23 protein-coding genes are annotated in these 20,807 nt (G+C 64.8%); 15 read left to right on the top strand and 8 right to left on the bottom strand.

The window, feature by feature from the left end; all coding sequences use genetic code 11:
- The first annotated feature begins 1 nt into the window (after position 1).
- The 11 genes from QZY44_RS00955 (at position 2) to QZY44_RS00910 (ending at position 11,615) form a co-directional block, all read left to right on the top strand.
- Positions 2-448 (top strand): hypothetical protein, encoded by a 447-nt coding sequence (locus QZY44_RS00955; RefSeq protein ID WP_295440951.1) that lies wholly within the window; start codon positions 2-4, stop codon positions 446-448.
- Positions 449-460: 12 nt separating this feature from the next.
- Positions 461-4,489 carry a tape measure protein gene (locus QZY44_RS00950; protein WP_295440948.1) on the top strand — a complete coding sequence of 1,343 codons (4,029 nt, stop codon included), beginning with the start codon at positions 461-463 and terminating at the stop codon, positions 4,487-4,489.
- Positions 4,489-6,321, top strand: a complete 1,833-nt coding sequence (locus tag QZY44_RS00945) for a hypothetical protein (RefSeq protein WP_295440945.1) — start codon at positions 4,489-4,491, stop codon at positions 6,319-6,321. The genes QZY44_RS00950 and QZY44_RS00945 overlap by 1 nt, the downstream gene beginning before the upstream one ends.
- Positions 6,321-6,710, top strand: coding sequence for a hypothetical protein (locus QZY44_RS00940; protein WP_295440943.1), 390 nt, complete (start codon positions 6,321-6,323; stop codon positions 6,708-6,710). The genes QZY44_RS00945 and QZY44_RS00940 overlap by 1 nt, the downstream gene beginning before the upstream one ends.
- 7 nt (positions 6,711-6,717) lie before the next feature.
- Positions 6,718-7,722, top strand: a complete 1,005-nt coding sequence (locus QZY44_RS00935) for a hypothetical protein (RefSeq protein ID WP_295440940.1) — start codon at positions 6,718-6,720, stop codon at positions 7,720-7,722.
- 22 nt (positions 7,723-7,744) lie between these two features.
- The gene (locus QZY44_RS00930; RefSeq protein WP_295440937.1) at positions 7,745-8,137 is read left to right on the top strand and encodes a hypothetical protein; all 393 of its coding nucleotides are present in this window, start codon (positions 7,745-7,747) and stop codon (positions 8,135-8,137) included.
- Positions 8,138-8,312: 175 nt separating this feature from the next.
- Positions 8,313-9,038: a LamG-like jellyroll fold domain-containing protein gene (locus tag QZY44_RS35570; protein WP_365302936.1), complete on the top strand. Its 726-nt coding sequence runs from the start codon at positions 8,313-8,315 to the stop codon at positions 9,036-9,038.
- Complete coding sequence (locus tag QZY44_RS00925; RefSeq protein ID WP_295440935.1) at positions 9,035-10,585, top strand: hypothetical protein; 1,551 nt, start codon at positions 9,035-9,037, stop codon at positions 10,583-10,585. The genes QZY44_RS35570 and QZY44_RS00925 overlap by 4 nt, the downstream gene beginning before the upstream one ends.
- Positions 10,586-10,588: 3 nt before the next feature.
- Positions 10,589-11,089 (top strand): hypothetical protein, encoded by a 501-nt coding sequence (locus QZY44_RS00920; RefSeq protein WP_295440931.1) that lies wholly within the window; start codon positions 10,589-10,591, stop codon positions 11,087-11,089.
- On the top strand, positions 11,086-11,397 hold the full coding sequence (locus QZY44_RS00915; RefSeq protein WP_295440928.1) for a hypothetical protein: 312 nt from the start codon (positions 11,086-11,088) through the stop codon (positions 11,395-11,397). Before QZY44_RS00920 ends, QZY44_RS00915 begins: the two co-directional genes overlap by 4 nt.
- Positions 11,394-11,615 (top strand): hypothetical protein, encoded by a 222-nt coding sequence (locus QZY44_RS00910; protein ID WP_295440925.1) that lies wholly within the window; start codon positions 11,394-11,396, stop codon positions 11,613-11,615. Before QZY44_RS00915 ends, QZY44_RS00910 begins: the two co-directional genes overlap by 4 nt.
- Positions 11,616-12,047: 432 nt before the next feature.
- Here the strand turns inward: QZY44_RS00910 and QZY44_RS00905 are convergent, their stop codons facing one another.
- The 5 genes from QZY44_RS00905 to QZY44_RS00885 form a co-directional block, all read right to left on the bottom strand.
- Positions 12,048-12,563, bottom strand: coding sequence for a DNA-binding protein (locus tag QZY44_RS00905; protein ID WP_295440922.1), 516 nt, complete (start codon positions 12,561-12,563; stop codon positions 12,048-12,050).
- Positions 12,545-12,793: a hypothetical protein gene (locus QZY44_RS00900; protein WP_295440919.1), complete on the bottom strand. Its 249-nt coding sequence runs from the start codon at positions 12,791-12,793 to the stop codon at positions 12,545-12,547. Before QZY44_RS00900 ends, QZY44_RS00905 begins: the two co-directional genes overlap by 19 nt.
- A gap of 223 nt (positions 12,794-13,016) precedes the next feature.
- Complete coding sequence (locus tag QZY44_RS00895) at positions 13,017-14,300, bottom strand: NCS2 family permease (protein WP_295440916.1); 1,284 nt, start codon at positions 14,298-14,300, stop codon at positions 13,017-13,019.
- Positions 14,301-14,496: 196 nt separating this feature from the next.
- Entirely contained in the window at positions 14,497-15,024 is a 528-nt protein-coding gene (locus QZY44_RS00890; RefSeq protein WP_295440913.1) for an adenine phosphoribosyltransferase, read from the bottom strand.
- 19 nt (positions 15,025-15,043) lie between these two features.
- Complete coding sequence (locus tag QZY44_RS00885; RefSeq protein WP_295440910.1) at positions 15,044-15,910, bottom strand: S-methyl-5'-thioadenosine phosphorylase; 867 nt, start codon at positions 15,908-15,910, stop codon at positions 15,044-15,046.
- A 309-nt stretch (positions 15,911-16,219) separates the two neighbouring features.
- Here QZY44_RS00885 and QZY44_RS00880 point away from each other — a divergent pair, with 309 nt between their 5' ends.
- The 4 genes from QZY44_RS00880 to QZY44_RS00865 all read left to right on the top strand — a co-directional run bounded on the left by QZY44_RS00880 (position 16,220) and on the right by QZY44_RS00865 (position 18,911).
- Complete coding sequence (locus QZY44_RS00880; RefSeq protein ID WP_295440906.1) at positions 16,220-17,554, top strand: DUF4921 family protein; 1,335 nt, start codon at positions 16,220-16,222, stop codon at positions 17,552-17,554.
- Positions 17,555-17,945: 391 nt separating this feature from the next.
- Positions 17,946-18,224: a hypothetical protein gene (locus tag QZY44_RS00875; RefSeq protein WP_295440903.1), complete on the top strand. Its 279-nt coding sequence runs from the start codon at positions 17,946-17,948 to the stop codon at positions 18,222-18,224.
- Complete coding sequence (locus QZY44_RS00870; RefSeq protein WP_295440900.1) at positions 18,211-18,480, top strand: hypothetical protein; 270 nt, start codon at positions 18,211-18,213, stop codon at positions 18,478-18,480. Before QZY44_RS00875 ends, QZY44_RS00870 begins: the two co-directional genes overlap by 14 nt.
- Complete coding sequence (locus QZY44_RS00865; protein WP_295440897.1) at positions 18,477-18,911, top strand: DUF6516 family protein; 435 nt, start codon at positions 18,477-18,479, stop codon at positions 18,909-18,911. The genes QZY44_RS00870 and QZY44_RS00865 overlap by 4 nt, the downstream gene beginning before the upstream one ends.
- A gap of 34 nt (positions 18,912-18,945) precedes the next feature.
- Here QZY44_RS00865 and QZY44_RS00860 read toward each other — a convergent pair whose 3' ends face one another.
- The 3 genes from QZY44_RS00860 to QZY44_RS00850 form a co-directional block, all read right to left on the bottom strand.
- Positions 18,946-19,254, bottom strand: a complete 309-nt coding sequence (locus QZY44_RS00860) for a hypothetical protein (protein WP_295440894.1) — start codon at positions 19,252-19,254, stop codon at positions 18,946-18,948.
- Positions 19,255-19,480: 226 nt separating this feature from the next.
- A complete protein-coding gene (locus tag QZY44_RS00855) occupies positions 19,481-20,011 on the bottom strand; it encodes a phospholipase D-like domain-containing protein (RefSeq protein WP_295440891.1) in 531 nt (176 codons plus the stop codon).
- A 99-nt stretch (positions 20,012-20,110) separates the two neighbouring features.
- Positions 20,111-20,807, bottom strand: a 697-nt coding sequence (locus QZY44_RS00850) for a citrate/2-methylcitrate synthase (protein ID WP_295440889.1), incomplete at its 5' end; no start/stop codon positions are given.

Raw genomic sequence — 20,807 nt, 5'->3', positions numbered from 1 at the left:
CATGCGTAAGGAGATCACGCTGGACCTGGACGGCACCGGTGGCAAGCGGATGGCGACCGTACGCGAACTCCAGGTGCGCGATGTGCGGCTGGTGCTCGATCGGGTGCAGGCCATCACGGGGGCCGAGACAGAGCTGCCGATCCTGGCGCTGGTGCAGAAGTATCTGCCGGACCTGCACGCGCTGGCCAAGGGCAGCCTGGCGTTGCCCAAGGGGACCACGCTGGAGGAGCTGAGCCTCTCGGAGTCCCGGCTGTTGGCGGAGGCCTGGTGGGAGCTGCACGCGGATTTTTTCGGCCCCATCGTCGCCTTCGCCAAGACCCATTTGCCGACGCTGATGGCGGGCGCGGGCGGGATCTCGACCGCGCCTGTCTCGCCTGTGTCGAGCGGGGGCACGGTGGGGTCTGGGGCTATGGATGGTCACTCTTCCTCACGCTCCTCGATTGGTTAGCGGAGCAGGAGCGTGGGTAACGCCGCCAACGCCCTGACGATCTCGGTCGTCCTGGAGTATCTTGATCGGGCGGCCGCCGGGATGGCGGGTACCAAGCAGGCGATCGATGGGATCAAGACGTCCACGGATGGACTGAAGCAAACAACGGCCGCGCTCACTGCGGAGCAACAGGCGCTGGGTGGCGCACTGGAGCGGGCGCACAGTGGGGTGACGCGCCTCCAGGGCGCCGCCGATGGGCTCAAGCAGGTCTTTGACGGGCTCAAGCAGTTCGCCGGCGGGGTGAAGGATGCCGTGGCCGGACTGACCGATCTGCGCCGGCCAGCGGAAGAGGCGAATAACTCGCTGTCGACGATGGTCAAGAGCGGGGCCGCAGCCCTGGGGGCATTATCCCTGGGTGGGCTCGCGCGGTTGTCCGATGAGTACTCGGGCATGGCGGCGAAGGTCAAGCTGGTCTCTGACGGGACCGAGGGCTTTACCAAGTCGCTCGGGGAGGTGCAGGGGATTGCGGTGGCCACCGGGACCTCGGTGACCGCGACCGGCGACCTCTATGCGACGCTGACGCGCACGCTGGCCGATATGGGTAAGACGGGCACCAGCGTGGCGGCGATCACCACCACGGTGTCGCAGGCGTTGCAGTTGTCCGGGGGCTCGGCGGAGAGTTCCGCGGGGGCGCTGATGCAGTTGTCTCAGGCCCTGGCGTCCGGGGTGCTGAGAGGCGATGAGTTCAACAGCATCATGGAGGGTGCGCCGCGGCTGGCCCGGGCACTGTCCGATCAGTTGGGGGTGAATGTCGGGGCACTGCGCGCCATGGCGGAGGCGGGCAAGCTGACCGCGGACGTGATCGTGAACGCGCTCACCGGCCAGGCGGCGAAGCTGGGCAAGGAGTTCGAGACCCTGCCGGCGACCTTTGGACGCTCCATGACGCAGTTGGTGAACACGCTCACCACGGTGGTGGGGCGGCTCACGGAGACCTCCGGGGCCGCGCGGCTGTTTGCGCAAGTCGTCGGCATCCTGCAACAGGCGATCGAGGCGGTGGGGTCGGTGCTGGGTACCTTCCTGTCGGGGGTGCAGGTGCTGGCCAATGCCTTTGATGGGCTGCCGGGGCCGCTGCAGAAGATCATCATCGCCTGGGGGTTGTGGCAGGCGAGCGGGATTGGGATCTTCGATATCCTCTCGGGCATCGCCAGTGCGCTGCTGTCGCTGGCGCTGGCGGTCGGGTCGGCGGTGATTGGTTGGTACAGTTTTCTCGGCACCATCAAGCTGGCGTCCTTGGCCCTGCAGGCACTGTGGGCACTTGCGGTGGCCAATCCGCTGGGCGCCATCGTGGCGGTGCTGGGGCTGGCGGCGGCGGCGTTCCTCGCGTTCAGCGAGAGCAACGCGGAGGCCAGCCAGCGGCTCGGCGAGCTGCGCGAGAAGACGATGGGCCAGGTGGATGAGATCACCAAGCTGCGCGCGGCCATGGACAGCGCGGCGCCGGGCTCCAAGGCCTACAACGCGGCGGCGGAGCGGCTGGCGGAGATCGTGCCGGGGCTCACGCTCTCCATGGACGAGCAGGGGCGGATGGTCGCCCGGGTCGGGGCTGGCTATGAGGCCAATACCGCCAAGGTCGAGGCCTACGTGGCGGGGCTGAAGAAGACCGATCAGACGGCGATGCTCGATCAGCTGGTGCTGGCCTTCCAGGACCTGCAGGACAGCAGCGCGGCCTTGGCGGACAAGAAGGAGTGGTTCGGGGACCTGTATGGGTCCGCGCAAAAGGGATACAGCGGGCTGCAAGGGCTGCGCAATCTCTTTGCCGAGTACTTTGGCCTGTTCCCGATCCATAACAAGACGCTGGACGCGCTGAAGGCCAAGGAGGACGCGGCGGCGGGCAGTGTGCAGAAGTTCGCGGTGCAGGCGCTCAACAGCGGGATGTCGATCCGCCAGATTACCGAGAGGCTGACGGAGCTGGGGTATGGCAAGGAGCAAATCCAGGGCATCACGGACAAGTTGCTGGGGCTCACCGAGGAGGCTGGCCGTTCTGGTACCGGGCTCTCGCGCAGTCAGCAGGCGGTGGGTGCCGCGGGACTGGAGGCGGCGCGGGCGGTGGGTGCGGCGACGCTGCAGGTGGGCGCGGCGGTCACGGAGCTGGACAAGAAGCTGGAGACGCATCAGAAGGCGCTGGATGCGGCGCTGCGGGCAGAGGCCGCTAACTGGAAGGAGTTGGGGATCATCCAGCGCTCCGCCTTCGATGAACAGATGGCGGCGATCGATCGCGTGGAGGCGGCCAATACCGCACGGGCGGCGCGGGGCAATATCGGGGAGCGGGCGCGGGCGGTGGAGCTGATCAAGCTCACCGAGGATGCCGCGGCGGCCCGGCTGACGACGCTGGCCCAGTATTCCTCCAGCGCCCTGGCGCTGGTGGATCAGGAGAGCAATCGGCGGATCGAGGCGGCACGGCGCACCGGCGGGGATGTGCGGCTGGTGGAGATGGATATCCTGCGGCTGAAACAGACGGCACTGACGCAGATCGAGGGCGATTACAAGAAGCACATCGATTCGCTCAACCAGGATGAGCGGCGGCACCTCAGTGAGGTGACCCGTATCCAGAACGAGCTGCGCCAGCTGCAGATGACCACGGAGGACCGCATCCGCGAGCTGAAGCGCGGGGCGATGACCGATACCCAGGCCTATTACGATCGCGATCGGGAGGCGCTGGAAAAGCTGGCCGCGGCCAGGCAGGCCGCCACGCAGGGGCAACTCGAACTGGCGAGAAAGCTGGCGCAGGAGGGGATGGACCTTGCGGCGTCGAACTCCCGGGCCGTGGAGGACGGCGGGCGCAAGGTGGTGAGCCAACAGGAGGCCACTGCCCGGGCGATCGAGATCGTGACGGCGGGAGCCAAGATCCAGGCGGCCACTCTGCGGGAGGGGATGGCGGCCGAGCGCGACCATGCGGCGGAGGCAGCGGCGGCGGCCAAGGAGGCACAGCAGGGGCTGGCGGGGATCGCCCAGGGTGCCCGCGCGATCAAGGCCGAATTGGCGCAGGCGGTCAAGCTCGATATCACCTGGGACTCGCAGTCGCTGGACCTGGCGAAGCAGTCGGTGGATGAGTTGGTGCGGGGGATGGAGCCGTTGGCGAATGCCAAGGACTATCTGAAACAGGCGGCGGACGAGCTGGCCTCGTTCTCGGGTGCATTGGCCAATGCCGGTACCCTAGCGCGTGATAACCCCATCGTCTTGCAAGCGACGACACAGGCCCTGGACGAGAAGCTGAAAGAGGTCAAGATCAAACTGTCGACCCTGGGGCCGGATGTGCCGCCGGAGTTGACGCTGAGCGTGAAGGCGGCGAGTGATGCGGTGAATGGGGTGCAGACGGCGATCAGGGGATTGGAGACGCCGACGGCGAGCGAGCACACGGTGGCGACCAATGTGCCGGAGGTGGCCAAGAGTATCGACAGTCTGGACGGCCGCGATACCGCGTCGACGCACACGATCACGGTGGTGAAGGTGGAGGGCAACGCCCTGGGCGGCCTGATCCAGCGCTTTGCCGGCGGCGGCCAGGTGGACGGGTTTGCGGTACCCTCCTGGACCACGGTCCCGGGCGTGGGCAACGAGGATAGCGTGCCGGCGGGGCTGAGCCCGGGGATGTTCGTGCTGCGCAAGGCGGCGGCAGGCTATTACGGCGGGCTGCTGGATCGGCTGGCGGCGGTGGGGCGGTTTGCGGCCGGCGGGCTGATCCCGTCGCTGTTGATGCCGGGGGAGCGGTTGTTTGCGCCGGGGACCGTCAGCCGGCTGGGCGCGGGGCTGTTCGAGGGGCTGAACGCCATGCGCATCCCGCGGGCGCAGCTGGCCGCGGCCTTGGATGGGGCGACGGCACCGGTGGCGCGGTTTGCGGCCGGGGGCGGGGTGGGTGCGGTCAGCGCGGCAGGCCAGGCGACCGCCCGGCCCGATACCGTGCACATCAATGTGAATTACAACGGGCAGCGCATCGGGCCGCTGGCCGGCTCCCGCGACCAGGCGCAAGCGCTGGCGGCGATGCTGCGCGACCTGGCGCGGGCGGGCTGATGGATGCGCGCCTGACCATCGGATTCAGCAGCGCGAATGCGGCGGCGCCGGTCACCGCGGAGGCTGTCGCTCAGGTAGCGATCCACTTAGATGCGCGTTTGCCGGGCGGGGGTTCATCTCCTGGGGCGAGTGTTTCGGCAGACCTGTCGGCGCAGCTGCTGGTGCAGTTCGCGCCGGAAACTGCCAGCGATCCGGCGGGTTGGACTGACGGCGGCGGGGTAGACGGCGGCGGGGTAGACGGCGGCGGGGTAGACGGCGGCGGGGTAGACGGCAGCAGATTCACCGCGACGCGTGAGCCCTCGCCGCCGCAGTCGACAGGCGATCCAGCGGCCACATCGACCTGCCAACGGCTGACCGATCGCATCCGTTGGCGGCCCTCGCCGACGCGTTTTCCCGAGTGGCGGGTCGACCAGGTGACCTATGAGTCTAAGGGCTGCGATACCAGCGAGGATCTGCCTAAGCTGACCTGCCTGTGGGATAGCGCGACCAACCAGATCACGACAGACCCCGAGGATGCCTTCCTGACTGTGATGTGGCCTGAGGATCTACGCCCATTTATGTCGCCGTGGCAGGGCTACGCGGCGGCCACGGTGTACCAGCCACCCCTCGATCCCTACAAGCGAGAGCCCACTGTGGGTGTGGTGGCTGTCGTCGGACTGCGGATATTTCCGGGTGCGGTTTATGCGGATGGCCATTACAGCATTGCGGTGCCGGCCGCGGCCCTGGCGCCCGGCGCGCTGGTGGAGATCCGGCTGGTGCAGGGCAGGGTGTGTGTGGAGCGGCGGCTGTGGCAGGCGGGTGTGGATCTGGTGCCGTTCCCGGATTACGCGAACTTTCTCCCGTGGATGCGCGGCACCGCAGTGCCGGTATTTACCGCGTTTACCGCGCCGACAGCACCGGCGGCGACCGACGTCACCATTATCGGCACCGTGGGCGATCAGTGGATGGCGGGCGAGCGGGCGGTGGCGGTAACGTGCATCGGCCCGCTACCGCTGAGTGACGCCAAGGGCGCGGGTAACGATCGCGCCCTGGACAAGCTGGGGTTGCGCATCCCATGCCGGCTGATGTTCGACCATGACTTGGTGTTAGTGGATCGCTCAAGAGTCGGCACCGCCTCGGCCCCGCCGACGGGGCCGCATCAGGCGATGCAGCCGAAGATGTGGCAGCCTGATCCGAAACAGCACTACCTGCCCGGGGAGCGGCTGGACGGAAGAGTCACGATCGCGCCGAAGGACAGCGCCATGCGCATTGATACCAATGCGCTGCAGACGATGGCCGATGATTTCAGCCTGGGGGCGGTCGACCTGACGCGGGATATCGAGGTCACGATGGAGGTCGGCGCTGCGGGCGGGCGGGTGGCGTTCGAGGCGCAGGCGACGTGCCGGGATGGCTCGACAATCGCGCTGAAGCATCCGGCTCAGTGGCAGTTCTCACGCGATCCGTCGATGTTTTATTCTGCTGTGGTGACTGTGCCAGTGGCGCGGATATCGTTTGATAATTCGCCTGACTGGCTGATCGTCGAATGGGCCGGTAGCGGCTCCAACGGTTCGGATGGCGGGCGCGAGGAGATCCGTTTACGTGATTACTACCTGGCGGACCAGCAGAGCTTGAATTTCTCCCAGCGCTTGGGCTCGCATCTTGGCGGAAACGGAAGCGCGACGTTCTCCATCACAGTAAACGCGAAGTCGTATAAGGGCGGCGATGGCAGCGGGAACGGAAAGGAGATGGCGCGCGTCGGGCCTATTGCGCTGCACTACTCTGGCCATTGTGATTCCTACGACTTCCGTGTAACAGTATCGTCGCCCGATTACGCTATCGTGGTTGGAAAATAATGGCCATACTACTGGCGGGAATCGCCCTACCAAGCGGCTTGCGCTGGCCCGACGAGTTCTCCGCCGACCCGGTCGCGCAGTCCATGCGTCGCCGCCTGGACGGCGCGCCGACGATCTACGCGCGGGCCAATCAAGCGGGCCGCCCGATAACGCTGGAGGCCGACGCGTCCCAGTGGCTGACGCGGGTACAGGCCCTGGCGGTACAGGCCCTGGCCGCGGTGCCCGGGGGGCAGTTCCCCCTCGTGTTTGAGGAGCGCGCTGACCTCAGCTTCCACGTCTGCTTCCGCCATCACGAACCGCCGGCTCTGGACCTGCGTCCGCTGATCGATTACGCCGATCCCGGTACCGACGACCCCTACACCGGCACCATCAAGCTGATGACCCTATGAGCTGCGCATGACCATTCTGACCTCCGAGATCCAGTGGCGCCGCGCGGCACTCCTGAGCGACAGCATTCCGGCCAGCAACGGCGGACGCATGACGGCGACGCCCATCGTCAGCGGGGTGAAAAACAACCTGTTCCCGGACGTCTCGCAAGCCGAGCGGTCGGCGGGGATCGCGCACTGGCGCAAGGCCTTCGTTGCGGTGCGCTCGCCCGGTGCCGACGTGCTGCTGAACCCCAAGCTGAGTATCGAGGCGCCGAGCGCGGGCGACAGCTATCTGCTGCTCTACGCCGGCACCCACGACGATACCCAGGACGAGGTGATTGGGCGGCCCTACGGAATCGGCGTGCTGGCCGCCGCGGTCGGGCTGGGCGACACCGTTCTCAGCGTGGCTGCCGAGTCGGCCGAGTATTCGGCGATGAGCGACAAGCCATTCCAATCGGGCGACTTGGTGCGGATCGATGCCCGGGCCGATGTGCTGAGCGCAGGTGCCAGCGAGTACCGGACCATCGCTACCGTGACCTATGCCGGCGCTGCCATGGCCATCACGCTGGCCGAGGGCCTCACCGGGGCCTATGACGCGGGCGCCGTGGTGGCGAGCGTGCTACAGCCTGACGATGTGGCCTGTGTCTATGCCGATGTCGCCACCACGGGCGGCCTGACCTGCACCCCGGCCGGGGCGCTGGCCTTGACCAACCTGGGGGCCATCTTTCAGACCTGGACCGTGACCGTGACCAACGCCGCCACAGGCGCCCTAGCCGTGAGCGGAGACCTCGTCGGGGCCGTCGGTACCGGGGCGCTCGGAGCGACCCTGGCGCCGCTCAATCCAGCCTCCGGCACGCCCTATTTCAGTTTGGCGCCAGGCGCCTGGGGAGGCACCCCGGGTACCGGCGACACCCTGACCTTTTCGACCATCCCCGCGGCCGTTCCGCTCTGGTCTCGGCGCGTGGTGCCGGCCGGCGCGGCGGCGATCGCGGTCGATACCCTGGCGGTCTGCCTCGAAGGCGAGACCGCGTAACCTTTCCCACGGAGTGCTCCCGATGGCCGCCCCTTATCTGAACGACTGGTCCCCCGACGCGAAGGGCGCCGCGAACGCCGCGCTGCGGGCGGCAGTGGACGCCGAGACGGACCCTTCCTATATCAGCATCCACAGCAGCAGCGATACGCTGCTGGCGGAGATCCCCTTGGCCCGGCCGATCGGCAGTGTGGACAGCGGTACCGGCATCTGGTCGCTGTCACCCGATGGGCGGGAGGAGGAGGCCCCGGCCAACGGCACGGCGGCCTATGCGACCATCCGCGACGGCGCGGGGATGGGCCACCATTCGCTGCCGTGCGAGGCGGGGAGCAGTCCCGTGGCGGGCAAGTGCGTCCTCAACACGCTGGCCATCGCGGCCGGCAAGCCGGTTGAGCTGGTGAGCTGGACGGTGGGCTGAGGTGGCGACCATATCCGGCACAGTGCGGGACGCAAACGGGGCACTGGCGGAAGATGTACTGGTGCGGGCGTATCGACGAGATACGGGGGAGCCGCTAGGTAGCGCGCTAACCGGCGACGGATCAGAAGCCGTTTTGGGGGACGAGTATTTCGAGTCGGTCAAGCTGCTCTGCATAATGCAGGGAGCTAATGGGTCTGCGTCTTTTACCGACGCGTCCCTTGCAGCACGCACAATCACCGCAGAGGGTGCGCCCCACATCACCAGCGATGTTGGCCCATGGTCATCAGGGGGGTCGGCAGTGTTTGATGGGTCGTCCGACGGGCTATACACGAACGGCGACTCGTCAGACTTCGCTTCAGGGACCGGGGATTTTACCGTGGAGGCCCTGGTCCGTCCGAGTTCGGTCAGCGGCATACGCTGTCTGTTCGATCTGAGACCTTATGGGCAGGGGGCTTACCCCCTGCTGTATCTCAACGGAAATCAGCCCACGTGCTTCGTGGACTCGGCTAATATGACGGCCGGAGGCTCGGTCGGGACTGACGAGTTTGCACTGGTATCGTGGCGCCGGACCAACGGGCTATCCAGTCTGTGGGTAAATGAGACACAAGTGGCCTCCGTGGCGGACACTCACGCTTATTATGCTGGGTACGACAGGCCATATATTGCCCGGGGCTTTGATGGGTACCGGTTTGCCGGGCATATCGCAGGCGTGAGGTTTACGCGCGTAGCCCGCCCAATCGTCTACCCCGCCGCGCCATGGCCGGCGTTCGGCGCGATCCCCGCAAAGCCCCTCGGACAGTACGCGATCGAGGTGGCTTACACAGGGCTCGTTGACTTGCGCTATTACGCCCCCGACGGATCTAATCTACCTGACCTAACTAACACAGTAGACGTGCCGTGAGTTACAGCCCCCCGCCCTACGATGCGGCAGACGCTTCATGGGAGGGTGTCGGCGCCTATACCCGGCCGACCTACGATGCGGCCGACGCCTCATGGGCACCGTCTGGCGTGCGCGCCGTGGCAGTGTCGGATGGGCCGTGGGCCGCATCCGCGGCGGTACTGCTGGTCGATGGCGCTGCGGTGCAGATCGTTGCCCAGTCGAATGGGCCGTGGGCCGCATCCGCGGCCCTTGGGTATCTGCCAAATTGCGCCGTGGCAGTGTCGGATGGGCCCTGGGTCGCCAGCACGGCGAGTATACGGGCCCTAGCCCGGTGCGCGGGACTGTTCGATGCGCCATGCGCGATGCTGGCTGGCGATCCGGTCACTTCGCGATTTTCGGCGCCGGCGGCGATCTGCCTGGCCGTGAGGTTCGCCGCCCCGGCGGCGCTCACTGCGTCGGTGCGGGCGCGATTTGCAGCGCCGGCTGCGATGCTGGTAGGCACAGTCCTGATCTCGCGGTTTGCAGCGGTATGGTCGGCCCCCGCCGGGGTGGTACGCATCTTTGACCTCGCGCCGCTGGTGCAGCACGCACTGGCCGGCAGCGTGTCGCCGTTAGGTGTCACGGTGAGCTGCGACGTGGGATCGCCATTCTGGCAGGCCCAAATCGATCTCGCAGCTGATGAGTATTCGCAGATGGCGCTCGGCGATGATCTGACGCTGCGGACCGGTGCCGATGAGTGGGCGCTCGTGATCGACGGGATGCGGCGCGCTCGGCCGGATGGCTACACAGTCACCGCCCTGTCGCCCGTGTGCCGCTGGGGATCGCTCCGGGCGCAGACGACGCTCGGGGCCGTTGGTATGGCCCGCGCAGTGTGCGAGCGGCTATTGGATCAAGAGATCGATTGGCGGTGTGTCGATTGGCCCTTGCCGGCGAGCGCGGCCCTGCTGTCGGGCACTCCGCTGAATCTAGCGCGGCAGATCGTCGCGGCGGTGGGATCCGTGCTGGAGTCCGCCCCAGACGGGTCGCTGGTGGCCCGCCCCCGCGAGCCCATCAGCCCGCCAACAGCCAGCGGGCCAGTCGATGTTGTGATTACCGACGATGTGCTGTACGCCCACGACGAATCAGCAGGCAGCGCGATAACCGCCAACCGGCTGACGATCACGAGCGGCAACTCCAGCCAGGCAGCAAAGATCGACGTGATAGACAACCCGGCCGACCCAACGCACCGCACCGTGCGGGCCTACCCCTGGCCCTGGATGCCAATAACCCTGACCCACACCGGCGACTCATCGGTCACAATCGGTGCGCGTGTCGAGGTGCAGACGAGACACGTCGAGGCCCTCGTGGTCGTCGGCGGGGCAACGACGGCGAGTTATCCGGTGCAGGCGATCACCAGGTCTGCGTATCGCTACACAGACCTCGGGGAGATCAGCCACGATGGGACGGCGATCAGCCCGGAAACTGCGGGCGAGACCCAGATAGACCTGGAGTACAGCGCTCGGGCCTGGCAGTGGGAGGTTCACCATGATCGTGGAGAGACTATTCAGTTTCTGGCCGCGGAGGGCTGAGCGGTGTTGAGCAGTTTTCAGATTTCGTTCGGCGCAGCAGGAGGAGCCCCCGCGGGCGCCCACCTGAGCGCTGAAATTGACGGCAGGGCTGCAGGTCTAAATGGGGGGATGATGTCCTTTGTGCCCGGTGGCGCTGCGTGGTTCCTGGTGTTCACATCGGACCGCGTAACCTACTCGCGGCCGGTGTCTAGCTCCGGCGTAATTGAGGGCGGCCAGTCCGTTTCCGTGTCGCGCACTGAAGATCTGGTCTTTGGCGGGACCGACACTGCGAGCCTGAGTGTGCCGGCACAGTCGATCACGAGCGTCGTCTGGATCGGCCAATCCCTGGGCGACCCGGCCCTTGGCGATGACCGCATGAGCATCACAGCCGCGGCATCAGGCGTAGCGATTGCGCGGGTTACCTACACCGCCGCGGCCGAGGCGTGGCGCCTTACCAGCCCGGCCAGTGTCGCGGGCCTCACGGATTTCCCAATCCTCGTCTACATCCTAGGGTCCGCGCCATGACGATAACGATTGAGGTCCTGCGCGGGACTGGCGACCAAAGTGGCGCGGAGGTGTCCGACGCGCTGCTCGGCAGCAGTATCGATGCGGCCCTGGCCCGTGGGCGCGCAGAGCTGGACGCCCGGGCGCACGCGAGGGCACGGGTGCAACTTACGATAGATTACGATCCGGCCATCCTGCTGGGGATGCGCATCGCAGTGACTGACCCCGAAATGGGCGAAACCTGGCAAGGCAGTATCATTGGCCTGGCGCACGTCTGGGTAGGCGTGGCCGCTGAGACCCGGCTGACGGTCGACAGGTGCAGCGCGTGACCACGCCGCTCCAGGAACTGCGGGAGCTGCTGGGCGTCGTCGACTCCACCAGCGGCGTGGTGGTGCGCGTGTGGGAAGGGGCCGCGGAGGTCGCCACCTCGTCGGGGCTGCAGTCGGTCGGTCTGGGTGGGCAGTCGCTGAGGGTCGGAGAGCGGGTTACCGTCCGTGGTGGGCTAGCGTTCTCACGGGCGGCGGCAAAGCGGCGGTATGTGCTCTGATTCTCTCAACACTGTGTTGGTGGCGCCAACGCTGCGGATCGGCAGTTCTTTCGCATTTTTCGGAGAGTTCTTTCGCGCGCCGCCTGTCTGTTCCAGATCGTCGGCTACGCGCGCCTGATCGCCGCCGCTGGAACCTTGGCTAATGGCGCTTGCCAGGGCGGTGGCCAGCCTGCCGCGGAGGCCTGGTTCGCGATGCCGGCGGCGCCGTCGGGCGGACTCTCGGTGGCGGACGCCCTGGCGAATTTCGCGGCTGCCTGGCGCAATCGCGCGGAAACCGCTGCCTGCTGGCCCGACGGCTTCCGGCTCGGTGTCATCAGGGTTCCGTTGCCGACATCAGTGCTATGACCCCGGCTGCCGCCGGCTTGTCTTCGGCCCAAAATACTTGCCGCCTTGAACGGAGACAGGAAGGGCTGGCAGCTGGGCTGCTCCGGATCAGACCGGACGCCCCTGCCCTCGGAGGGCGAAAATCGCCTGGTCAATCAGTGCGCGGGCGACGAACAGGGTGCTGGTGTCGTAGAGCCGGCCCAAGGCCGCCTCCGCCTCGGCGAGGTCGATCAATCCACTGTGGTGGCCTTTGGCCACGATGCCCACCGAACCGACCGGGGTGACGCCAAGGCGCCGGGCAGCCTCGCGTGCCGCCAAATCGTCGGTGAGCAGCAGGGGTATCTGGAGGCGGGCGCAGAGGTGTAGCGCCGCACGTTCGCCACCGTGCAGGTGGGCGAGGGCCGCGTTCTGCGGCTCGGGCATGACCGGGTCCGGATGTTTTCGGCAGTGGCGTAGTTGCTTCAGCGCCGCCGCGGGCACGCGACCGCCGCGTGTGGCTTCTTGCCAGACGACGTCCGGGACCTGAATGGCGCGGAACAGGCGGAGTAAGTCCAGCAGGCCGATCTCGTACAGATGGATGAGTGGCCCGGCATCGGCGACCGCCGCTACTCCTTCATCGCCCATTCCAGGTCTTCCTGTACCGCCTGCCGCTGTCGATCCGCCAGTTCCACCGAGTCGATACCGGCCTCGGCGATGGCCTGGGTGCGGGAGATCTCGCCCCGCAGATAGCCTTCGAGGGTGAACTCCCGCCAAAGTTGGCAGAGGCCGACGCGAAAGGCGGCCGCCATCAGTTCGTCCTCGGGGCGATGGGTGGCCTGGGCGAGTTTGTTGAGATAGTGCGCTGCGGTTTGCATCGGGTCTCCTGGCCGTGCGCCCATCGCGGCGGTGCTGGGCGCGACGCCACGCTTAGGCGCGGGACTATGGCGGGACTTTAGGGCAATTTCCCTACGTCATCAACCCCGGGTTGGTCTTGGGGCCGCAGTGGTCAGTCGTTTTGGCAACGCCGTAACCCCTCTCCGGCGCTGCTGGCCATCCTCCATCGACCAAATCGGGTCCGCCCCGCGTGCCTGTCCGCAGTCACTGAATCGCAAACTTCACCGCCGAGGCCGCCGCGATCAGCCAGACCGGGCCTCCGACCTCGCGCGGGCGTCCGGCCAGGGTCTTGACCAGCGCATGGACGATGAACCCGATGCCGATACCGGCGGCGATCGAGAAGGTGAAGGGCACCGCCAGCGCCGTCACTACCGCCGGCAGATAGTCGGTCAGGTCGTCCCAATTGAGCCCTCGCAACGCCACGGCCATCAGGCAGGCGACGAACAGCAGCGCGGGCGCGGTGGCGAAATCGGGCAGCGACAGGGCCAGCGGGGCGAAGAACAGGGTCGCCAGGAACAGCGCGCCGGTCACGACGGCGGTTAAGCCCGTGCGCCCGCCCGCCTGGATGCCGGCCGCGCTCTCGATGTAGCCGCAGACGGTGGATGTGCCGAGTGCCGCGCCCAGCATGGCGCCGCCTGAATCCGCCGTCAGTGCCTCCTTGAGACGCGGAACCGTGCCGTCCGGTCGCATCAGCCCGGCCCGGTGCGTGACCGCGATCAGCGTGCCGGCATTGTCCAGCACGTCGATCAGGAAGAAGGTCAGCACGATGCTCACCAGACCCAGGTTGAGCGCGCCGGGGATGTCCATCTGGAACAAGGTCGGCATGAGCGAAGGTGGCGGTGCGATGACGCCGTGGAAGCTGGTCAGCCCGAACGGGATGCCGGCCGCGGCGGTCGCCAGTATCCCGATCAGCACCGCGGCGGCAATACCGCGCGCCGCCAGCGCCGCCATCGCGACGAAGCCGGCGCAGGCCAGGAGTGTGGTGGGGTTGCCGAGATGGCCCAAAGTCACGTAGGTGACCGGGTTCGCGGCAACCACGCCCATGTGCTCCAGCCCGATCAGAGCCAGGAAGAAGCCGATACCTGCGCCGATGCCCAGTTTGAGTGACAGCGGAATGGTATTGATCAGCCATTCGCGCAGGCGCAGCAGCGAGACGATCATGAACAGCACGCCCGACAGGAAGACCGCGCCCAGCGCCACCTGCCAGCGGATGTGCAGTCCGCCGACCACGACGAAGGCAAAATAGGCGTTCAGTCCCATGCCGGGCGCCAGCGCCAGCGGGAGGTTGGCGTACAGCCCCATGACGATCGAGGCGATGCCGGCACTCAGGCAGGTTGCCACGAACAGCGCCCCCTGGTCCATGCCGGTGCTGGCCAGGATGCTGGGGTTGACCGCCACGATATAGACCATGGCGAGCCAGGTCGTGATACCCGCGAGGACCTCGGTCCGGACAGTCGTGCCGGCCTCGCGCAGGCCAAAGAGTGCCATCGCAACCTCCGAAGTCAGCTGACGCTCAACCCATATTAAGGTCAGTTATCACGCCAATGCGCCAAGCTCGCCAAGGTTTTTCAGTGCGTTGTCGGTATTGTGCCATTTGTCCGGCAGCTGATCTGAACATATCACCTGCCCGATGCTATTCCTTGGCGAGCTTGGCGTCTTGGCGTGAGCAATTCTTGGCTCTAGGTTAATCGCCCTCGAACTCACACAACGCAAACACCTTGTGACCATGCTTTTCGAGCCGCGCGCGTCCGCCCAGATCGGGCAGGTCGATGACAAAACAACACTCCACGACCGTGCCGCCCATGCTGTCGATCAGCTTGCAGGCCGCCTCGGCGGTGCCGCCGGTGGCGATCAGGTCATCGACCAGCAGCACGCGCTCGCCCTTGGACACCGCATCGACATGCATCTCGATACGGTCGGTGCCGTACTCCAGGTCGTAGTCGTGGCCGACGGTTTCCGCAGGCAACTTGCCCTTCTTGCGAATCGGTACGAAGCCAACCCCCAATTGGTAAGCCAGGGCCGCGCCGATGATGAAACCGCGCGCCTCGATGCCGGCTACCCGGTCGATCTTCTGCGCGGTATAGCGATTGACCAGCTCATTGATGGTGATGCGAAAGCCCACCGGGTCCTTGAGTAGGGTCGTGATGTCGCGAAACATGACGCCTTGCTTGGGATAATGGGGAACGGTACGAATACGCGACTTGATGGGCATGGGGCTATATCCGGAAAAATTAGCGTGGATTGAGCAGGCGACCGGCCACCGCGTCCAGGTGTCGGACTACCTCGGGGTCGCGCGCCTCCGGCGGGGTGATCAGTGCGTGCTCGAGCGCGCAGCGGCAACTGCAGGCGGCGGCGCCGGCATCGCCGTGCAGGCGCGGCGCGACCTTCTTCACCAGGCTGCGGGCGTTGTCGGCATTGGATAGCAGTACCTTGACGATGGCATCGACCGTGACGTCGTCGTGGTTGGGATGCCAGCAATCGAAATCGGTGACCATGGCCACTGTGGCGTAGCAGAGCTCGGCCTCGCGCGCCAGCTTGGCCTCCGGCATGTTGGTCATGCCGATGACGTCGCAGTTCCAGCTGCGATAGAGCTCGGACTCGGCCAGACTCGAAAACTGCGGCCCTTCCATGACCAGATAGGTGCCGCCGCGCGCCACCTCGATGCCGGCGTCGCGCGCCGCCGCCTCCAGATGGTCGCCGAGCCGGTGACACACCGGGTGGGCCATCGACACATGCGCCACCAGGCCGGTGCCGAAAAAGCTCTTGGTGCGGGCAAAGGTGCGATCGATGAACTGGTCGACGATGACGAACATGCCGGGACGCAGGTGCTCGCGCAGCGAGCCCACGGCGCTCACCGAGATCACGTCGGTGGCCCCGGCGCGCTTGAGCGCGTCGATGTTGGCGCGGAAGTTGATGTCGGAGGGCGGAATCTTGTGCCCGCGACCGTGGCGCGGCAGGAACACCATCTGTTGCCCGTTGAGCTCGCCGCAGAGCAACGCGTCGGAGGGCTCGCCGAAGGGTGACTCGATGCGCTCCCAGCGCGTGTTGGTGAGCCCTTCGATGTCGTAGACACCGCTGCCGCCGATGATGCCGAGCACCGGGGTGCTACCGTTGCCTGCCATTGAATGTTCTCCGAAAAGGGGTTTGCCAACAGGGCGGAGAGGGTACACTATTTCGCAGGTCCCAGTCATCAACGGGCGCGTCACGCGGCGCCCACCCGGGCGGCGCCCCGGGGGCTCACAACCACCCTGGTGTTCCAGGTTCGTCCCGCGGCGGGTTGCCGCTGCGCCATCCGGGCGCGCTCGGGCGGCGTGCCGGACCGGAAATTGTGAATCACACCTGACCCCCTCGGCGAGCGTTGCTCACCGAGTGGACCCATTTCGATGCAACCGTTAGGTAGGGCAGGTATGGTGTCTCAGATCATTCCCGAAGCCAATTATCTCATGCGCATGGCCGATGGGACCATCAAGCAGGTCAATCCCTTCACCCACACGGAGGTCTGGACCGTTCCGGGCCGGGGCAATCGGCCGCTGGGGGTCAGCTCACCCAACCCGGCGCCCATCGATCCGGCGGCACACGATGCCTATTGTTCGTTCTGCGTCCGACGCTATCTGGAGACGCCTCCCGAGAAGGCGCGGCTGATCCGATCGGGCGATGGCATGCAGACGCTGCGCCACCTGCATGTCGAACACCTGTTCGATACGGTGGCCGAATTCCGCCGCATCCCCAACCTGTTTGAGATCGTGTCATTCGACTATTGGCAACAGAACTTCGACTACCAGATGCCGGAACACCTCGCCGCACACAAGTCCGATTACCTGGCCTCGGAGCCGGGTCGTGCGCACGTACTGAAGGTGGTCGATCAACGCTTACGGGCCGCTGGTCTTGATGAGGCCGAGTGCCACCTGCTGTCCGTTGACGAGCGTCTGCAGCTGGCCGACGCCTTTTTTGCCGGTGGCCATGACGTGATCGTGGCCCGGCGCCATTTCATTGATGGCGCCACCCATGAGCATCAGCTGGCCTCATCGGGGACCCTGACCCCACAGGAGCATGAGCAGTATATGGGCTTTACGGTCGATGCCCTGCGCGATCTGTTTGCCAATAACCGCTATATCCGCTATGTTGCCGTGTTCCAGAACTGGCTCAAACAGGCCGGTGCGTCATTCGATCATCTGCACAAACAGCTGGTGGCGATCGACGAGCGCGGCGTGCAGAACGACCTGGCCTTGCGGCGGGTGCGGGATAATCCGAATATGTACAATGAAGCGGCGGTCAACTTCGCGGGCTACCGCAATCTGGTGGTGGCCGAAAACGACTACGCCATCGCCTTCGCCGGCTTCGGTCATCGCTTTCCGACCCTGGAGGTCTTCTCCAAGAGCGAGCACAGTGAGCCGTGGACCCACTCGGCGGACGAGCTGCGCGGCATGTCGGACCTGGTGCATGCCTGCCATGCCGCCGCCGGACCGGACATCCCCTGCAACGAAGAGTGGAACTACAAGCCGCCCGATGTGGATGTGCCGATGCCGTGGCGCATCCTGATCAAATGGCGCGTCTCCAATCCGGCGGGCTTTGAAGGCGGCACCCGGATTTATGTCAATACGATCGACCCTGAGGGCCTGCGCGACCGGGTGGTGCCGCGGCTGTTCCAGCTCAAGAACGAGGGCAAGATTGCGCCGATGAAGATCGCCTTTGAATGCGCGTGCATTCCCAATTGCCTGCGGTATAACCCGGCCGTACGGTAGTGGGAAGCGCCTGACGGAGAGGGGCGGCTATCGTCGGGATGTCATATTCCGCAGTGGCGTCGATCATTATGCCGGTCGCCCCAGGCTCCACCGTTCTCGTGACACCGCTCCAGCAGTGTCACGCATGTGCCAGGCGCTGTGCGCCCCGAGGACCGGCGGACAAAAGGATGAGCCAGACCGCGCCAGCGTACCGGCGGGTCGTCCTATGCCATCAGTCACTTCCAACGCCAGTGATCGCTGCCGGACTCTCCGCCGACCTTGGTGGTAGCCTGGCCGCTCGTCGAAGCATGTATATTTGACGGCCAAGAGGCGCCGTAGCACAATCCCCAGCGTTTCTCGGCTTGCCGAGTCAACGTCCAACCACAGGCTGCGCCTGTCGTGAGAATGCGATATGAGCCTTTCCATTCACCTACCAACGATGCTTGAAGAGCGACTGGCGCATTATTGCCGGGCACATGACATCACCGAAGATGAAGCTATCCAGATCGCCCTTCAGCAATTCTTGAGCGAGACCCCCGGGCTCACTCCCTATGCGCTGGGCGTTGAAGGCTTTGGCGCGGATCAGACCCATTGCGGTGATATCGCAAGAAATAGCCGTCAGCTACTGCGGGACCGCTTTCGTGACCCCGCTACTCGTTCATGTGGAGGTTCCGGATATGAGACATCATGACATTCTAGGCGATATCCATGCACTGGAAGAAGATCTTCTCGAGTTCGAGCGCAAGTATGGGCTACGTTCCGAGACATTTCACCCTGCCTATATGAATGGCGAGGAACCGGAGGACGATAGTTGGACCCTGGATTTCGGCGAATGGGCGAGCGTTTATCGTATTTGGCTCGCGCGGCAAGCCGAGTATCGCAACGAAATTCAACGAATTCAGCGAAATGCGCCCAGTCTTGCGGGATTGATCCGGATTGCTGCATGAGCGAGCATTTTCGCACACCGGAAGATTACGAGCTGTTCCTTTATACACTTGCGGAGCGGTTTACGGCCGTCCGCCGGTCAACGCTCAGGTTTATTCGGCGCGGTGCCACGCTGGCGCGGGTAGCCGGGGAACGTGAGTTCGATCACGGGCTTCGCTTGACTCTGCGCGAGCGGATTACATTCGACCGCCTCCCTCTCGTTATCGATTGGTATGGATACGAGATATGGAAGGGTAACGAAAAGCTCTATTGGTATGACTCTCAGCCACACCCGGACGAACCTTTGCTCCAGAGCACGCACCCGCATCACAGGCATAGCCCGCCGGACATCAAGCACAATCGCGCGCCTGCTCCGGGAATGAGTTTCGTGCAGCCTAATCTGTTGAAATTAATTCCGGAAATCGAGGCGTTGCTGTGCGATGTCGAAAAATAGGACGGAACGAACGCAGAACGATTAGCATCATTCCTTAGCCAGCAGGAATCGATAAGAGTCGCCGCCGTACTTCTTTCAAGAATTCAATGACATAAGGAAGGGCTGTGTCGGCACGCCAGATGTCAGCGTCGTTGTAGGTGCCGAGCATCTGCGGGAACTGACCTGATCGCAAGACGTTCATGATGGCTCTGCGGGTATTGTCGTCATCGAGATCCAACGGGGGATCTGGGTGGTCTGTTGCCGGGTCTTGGCCGACAAGCTGGGTGTATTCAGTGTCGGTGTAGCCATTTTTTATAGCAAAATCGACGAAAGTCCATGAAATGCTGGTTCCTACTGCTCTCATCGGTGGAACGCCTGCGTGCGTGGACCCCCAACCCAGTATCCAGTCGCCGACGCAGATAGCGTCGTCGCTGGGATGCACTTCCCAGCAGTCAGAAAAATATTCCTCTAAAGCGGCCTGTTCCAGGCCTGCGGTCTCAGGGATCTCGTGTTGAACAGCCGACCGATTGACTCTGCCACCTTCCGCGTTCGCCCCCCATATCACATGGATGCGGTTCAGTTTGCTGAAGCTATAGTCTTTCAGGTTCGGGACAGCGGATTGCTGAGCGGTATCTTAAAATATCAGTCTGTTCGCGATGGCTTTCTGCCAGTCGCGAACTAAGCGGGCGAGACGTTACAGTTTTTTTTTGTTTGGTGGGGTAGTCGGCATTGGCTTGTTTCCGATAATATTCAAAAATAATATTAAGTTTTTTAATGCTTTTCTCGTTTGTGAGTAGCACCCCTAACTCATAATTGCCGTTGTCCCCAAAACCGTTCGCCGATAGGTTAGGGCTGCCGAGAAAAGCCGCCTCTTTACCAATATAGAGCTTTGAATGCAAGTCTTCGAGCAGGTAGAGTTTGTCCCAGCCAATCGCGTCGCCCAGTTCTTCTATGGCAAAGGGATTAGAGCCGGGTTTAGGGGAAACGATCACCGCTTCGAGTAGGCCGGGATCGACGACATAGCGCCGCCAATCCTCCCCGACGAGCGCGACTGCAATTCTTACAGGCTTGATGGACTTTAGGGCGGCGGCGCGGCTTTTCGCGGATTCGTAGATTTTCATCGATTCACCTTGAACTACCGGACAGCGCCTTCCTTGGCAATGCTGTCATCGGCATCTCCGCGCTGGGCGCTTCCTTCGCGCCGGTGCGCTGCGATTAGATCAGCGCCGGTCCAGCGGCACCCACTTGCGGTTTTCCGGCCCGACATAGTTGGCGCTGGGACGGATGATCTTGTTGTCCTGGCGCTGCTCGATGACGTGGGCGGTCCAGCCGGTGATGCGCGCGATCACGAAGATGGGCGTGAACATCGCGGTGGGGATGTTCATCTGGGAGTAGGCGACGGCGGAGAACCAGTCGAGGTTGGGGAACATCTTCTTCAGGTCCCACATGACGGTCTCAAGCCGCTCGGCCACCTCGAACATGCCGCTGTCCTGGTTGCCCTCGGACAGGCGCCGGGCGACGCTCTTGATGACCTCGTTGCGCGGATCGCCGATCGTATAGACCGGGTGACCGAAGCCGATGACGATCTCTTTGCGCTCCATGCGGGCCTTGATGTCGGCCTCGGCCTCGTCGGCGGTGGTGTAGCGCTGTTGGATCTCGCAGGCGACCTCATTGGCACCGCCGTGCTTGGGTCCGCGCAGTGCCCCGATGGCGCCGGTGATGGCGGAATAGATGTCGGAGTTGGTGCCGGCGATCACTCGCGAGGTGAAGGTGGAGGCGTTGAACTCGTGCTCGGCGTAGAGGTTGAGCGAGGTGTGCATGGCGCGCACCCAGGCGGTGGAGGGGGTGTGCTGGTGCAGCAGGTGCAGGAAGTGCCCGCCGATGGAGTCGTCCTCGGTTTCCACCTCGATGCGCCGG

Source organism: uncultured Thiodictyon sp. (assembly GCA_903837595.1).
Lineage (GTDB): Bacteria > Pseudomonadota > Gammaproteobacteria > Chromatiales > Chromatiaceae > Thiodictyon.
The sequence above is the reverse complement of the archived record's forward strand: the minus strand, read 5'-3'. Positions and strand labels throughout refer to the sequence as shown.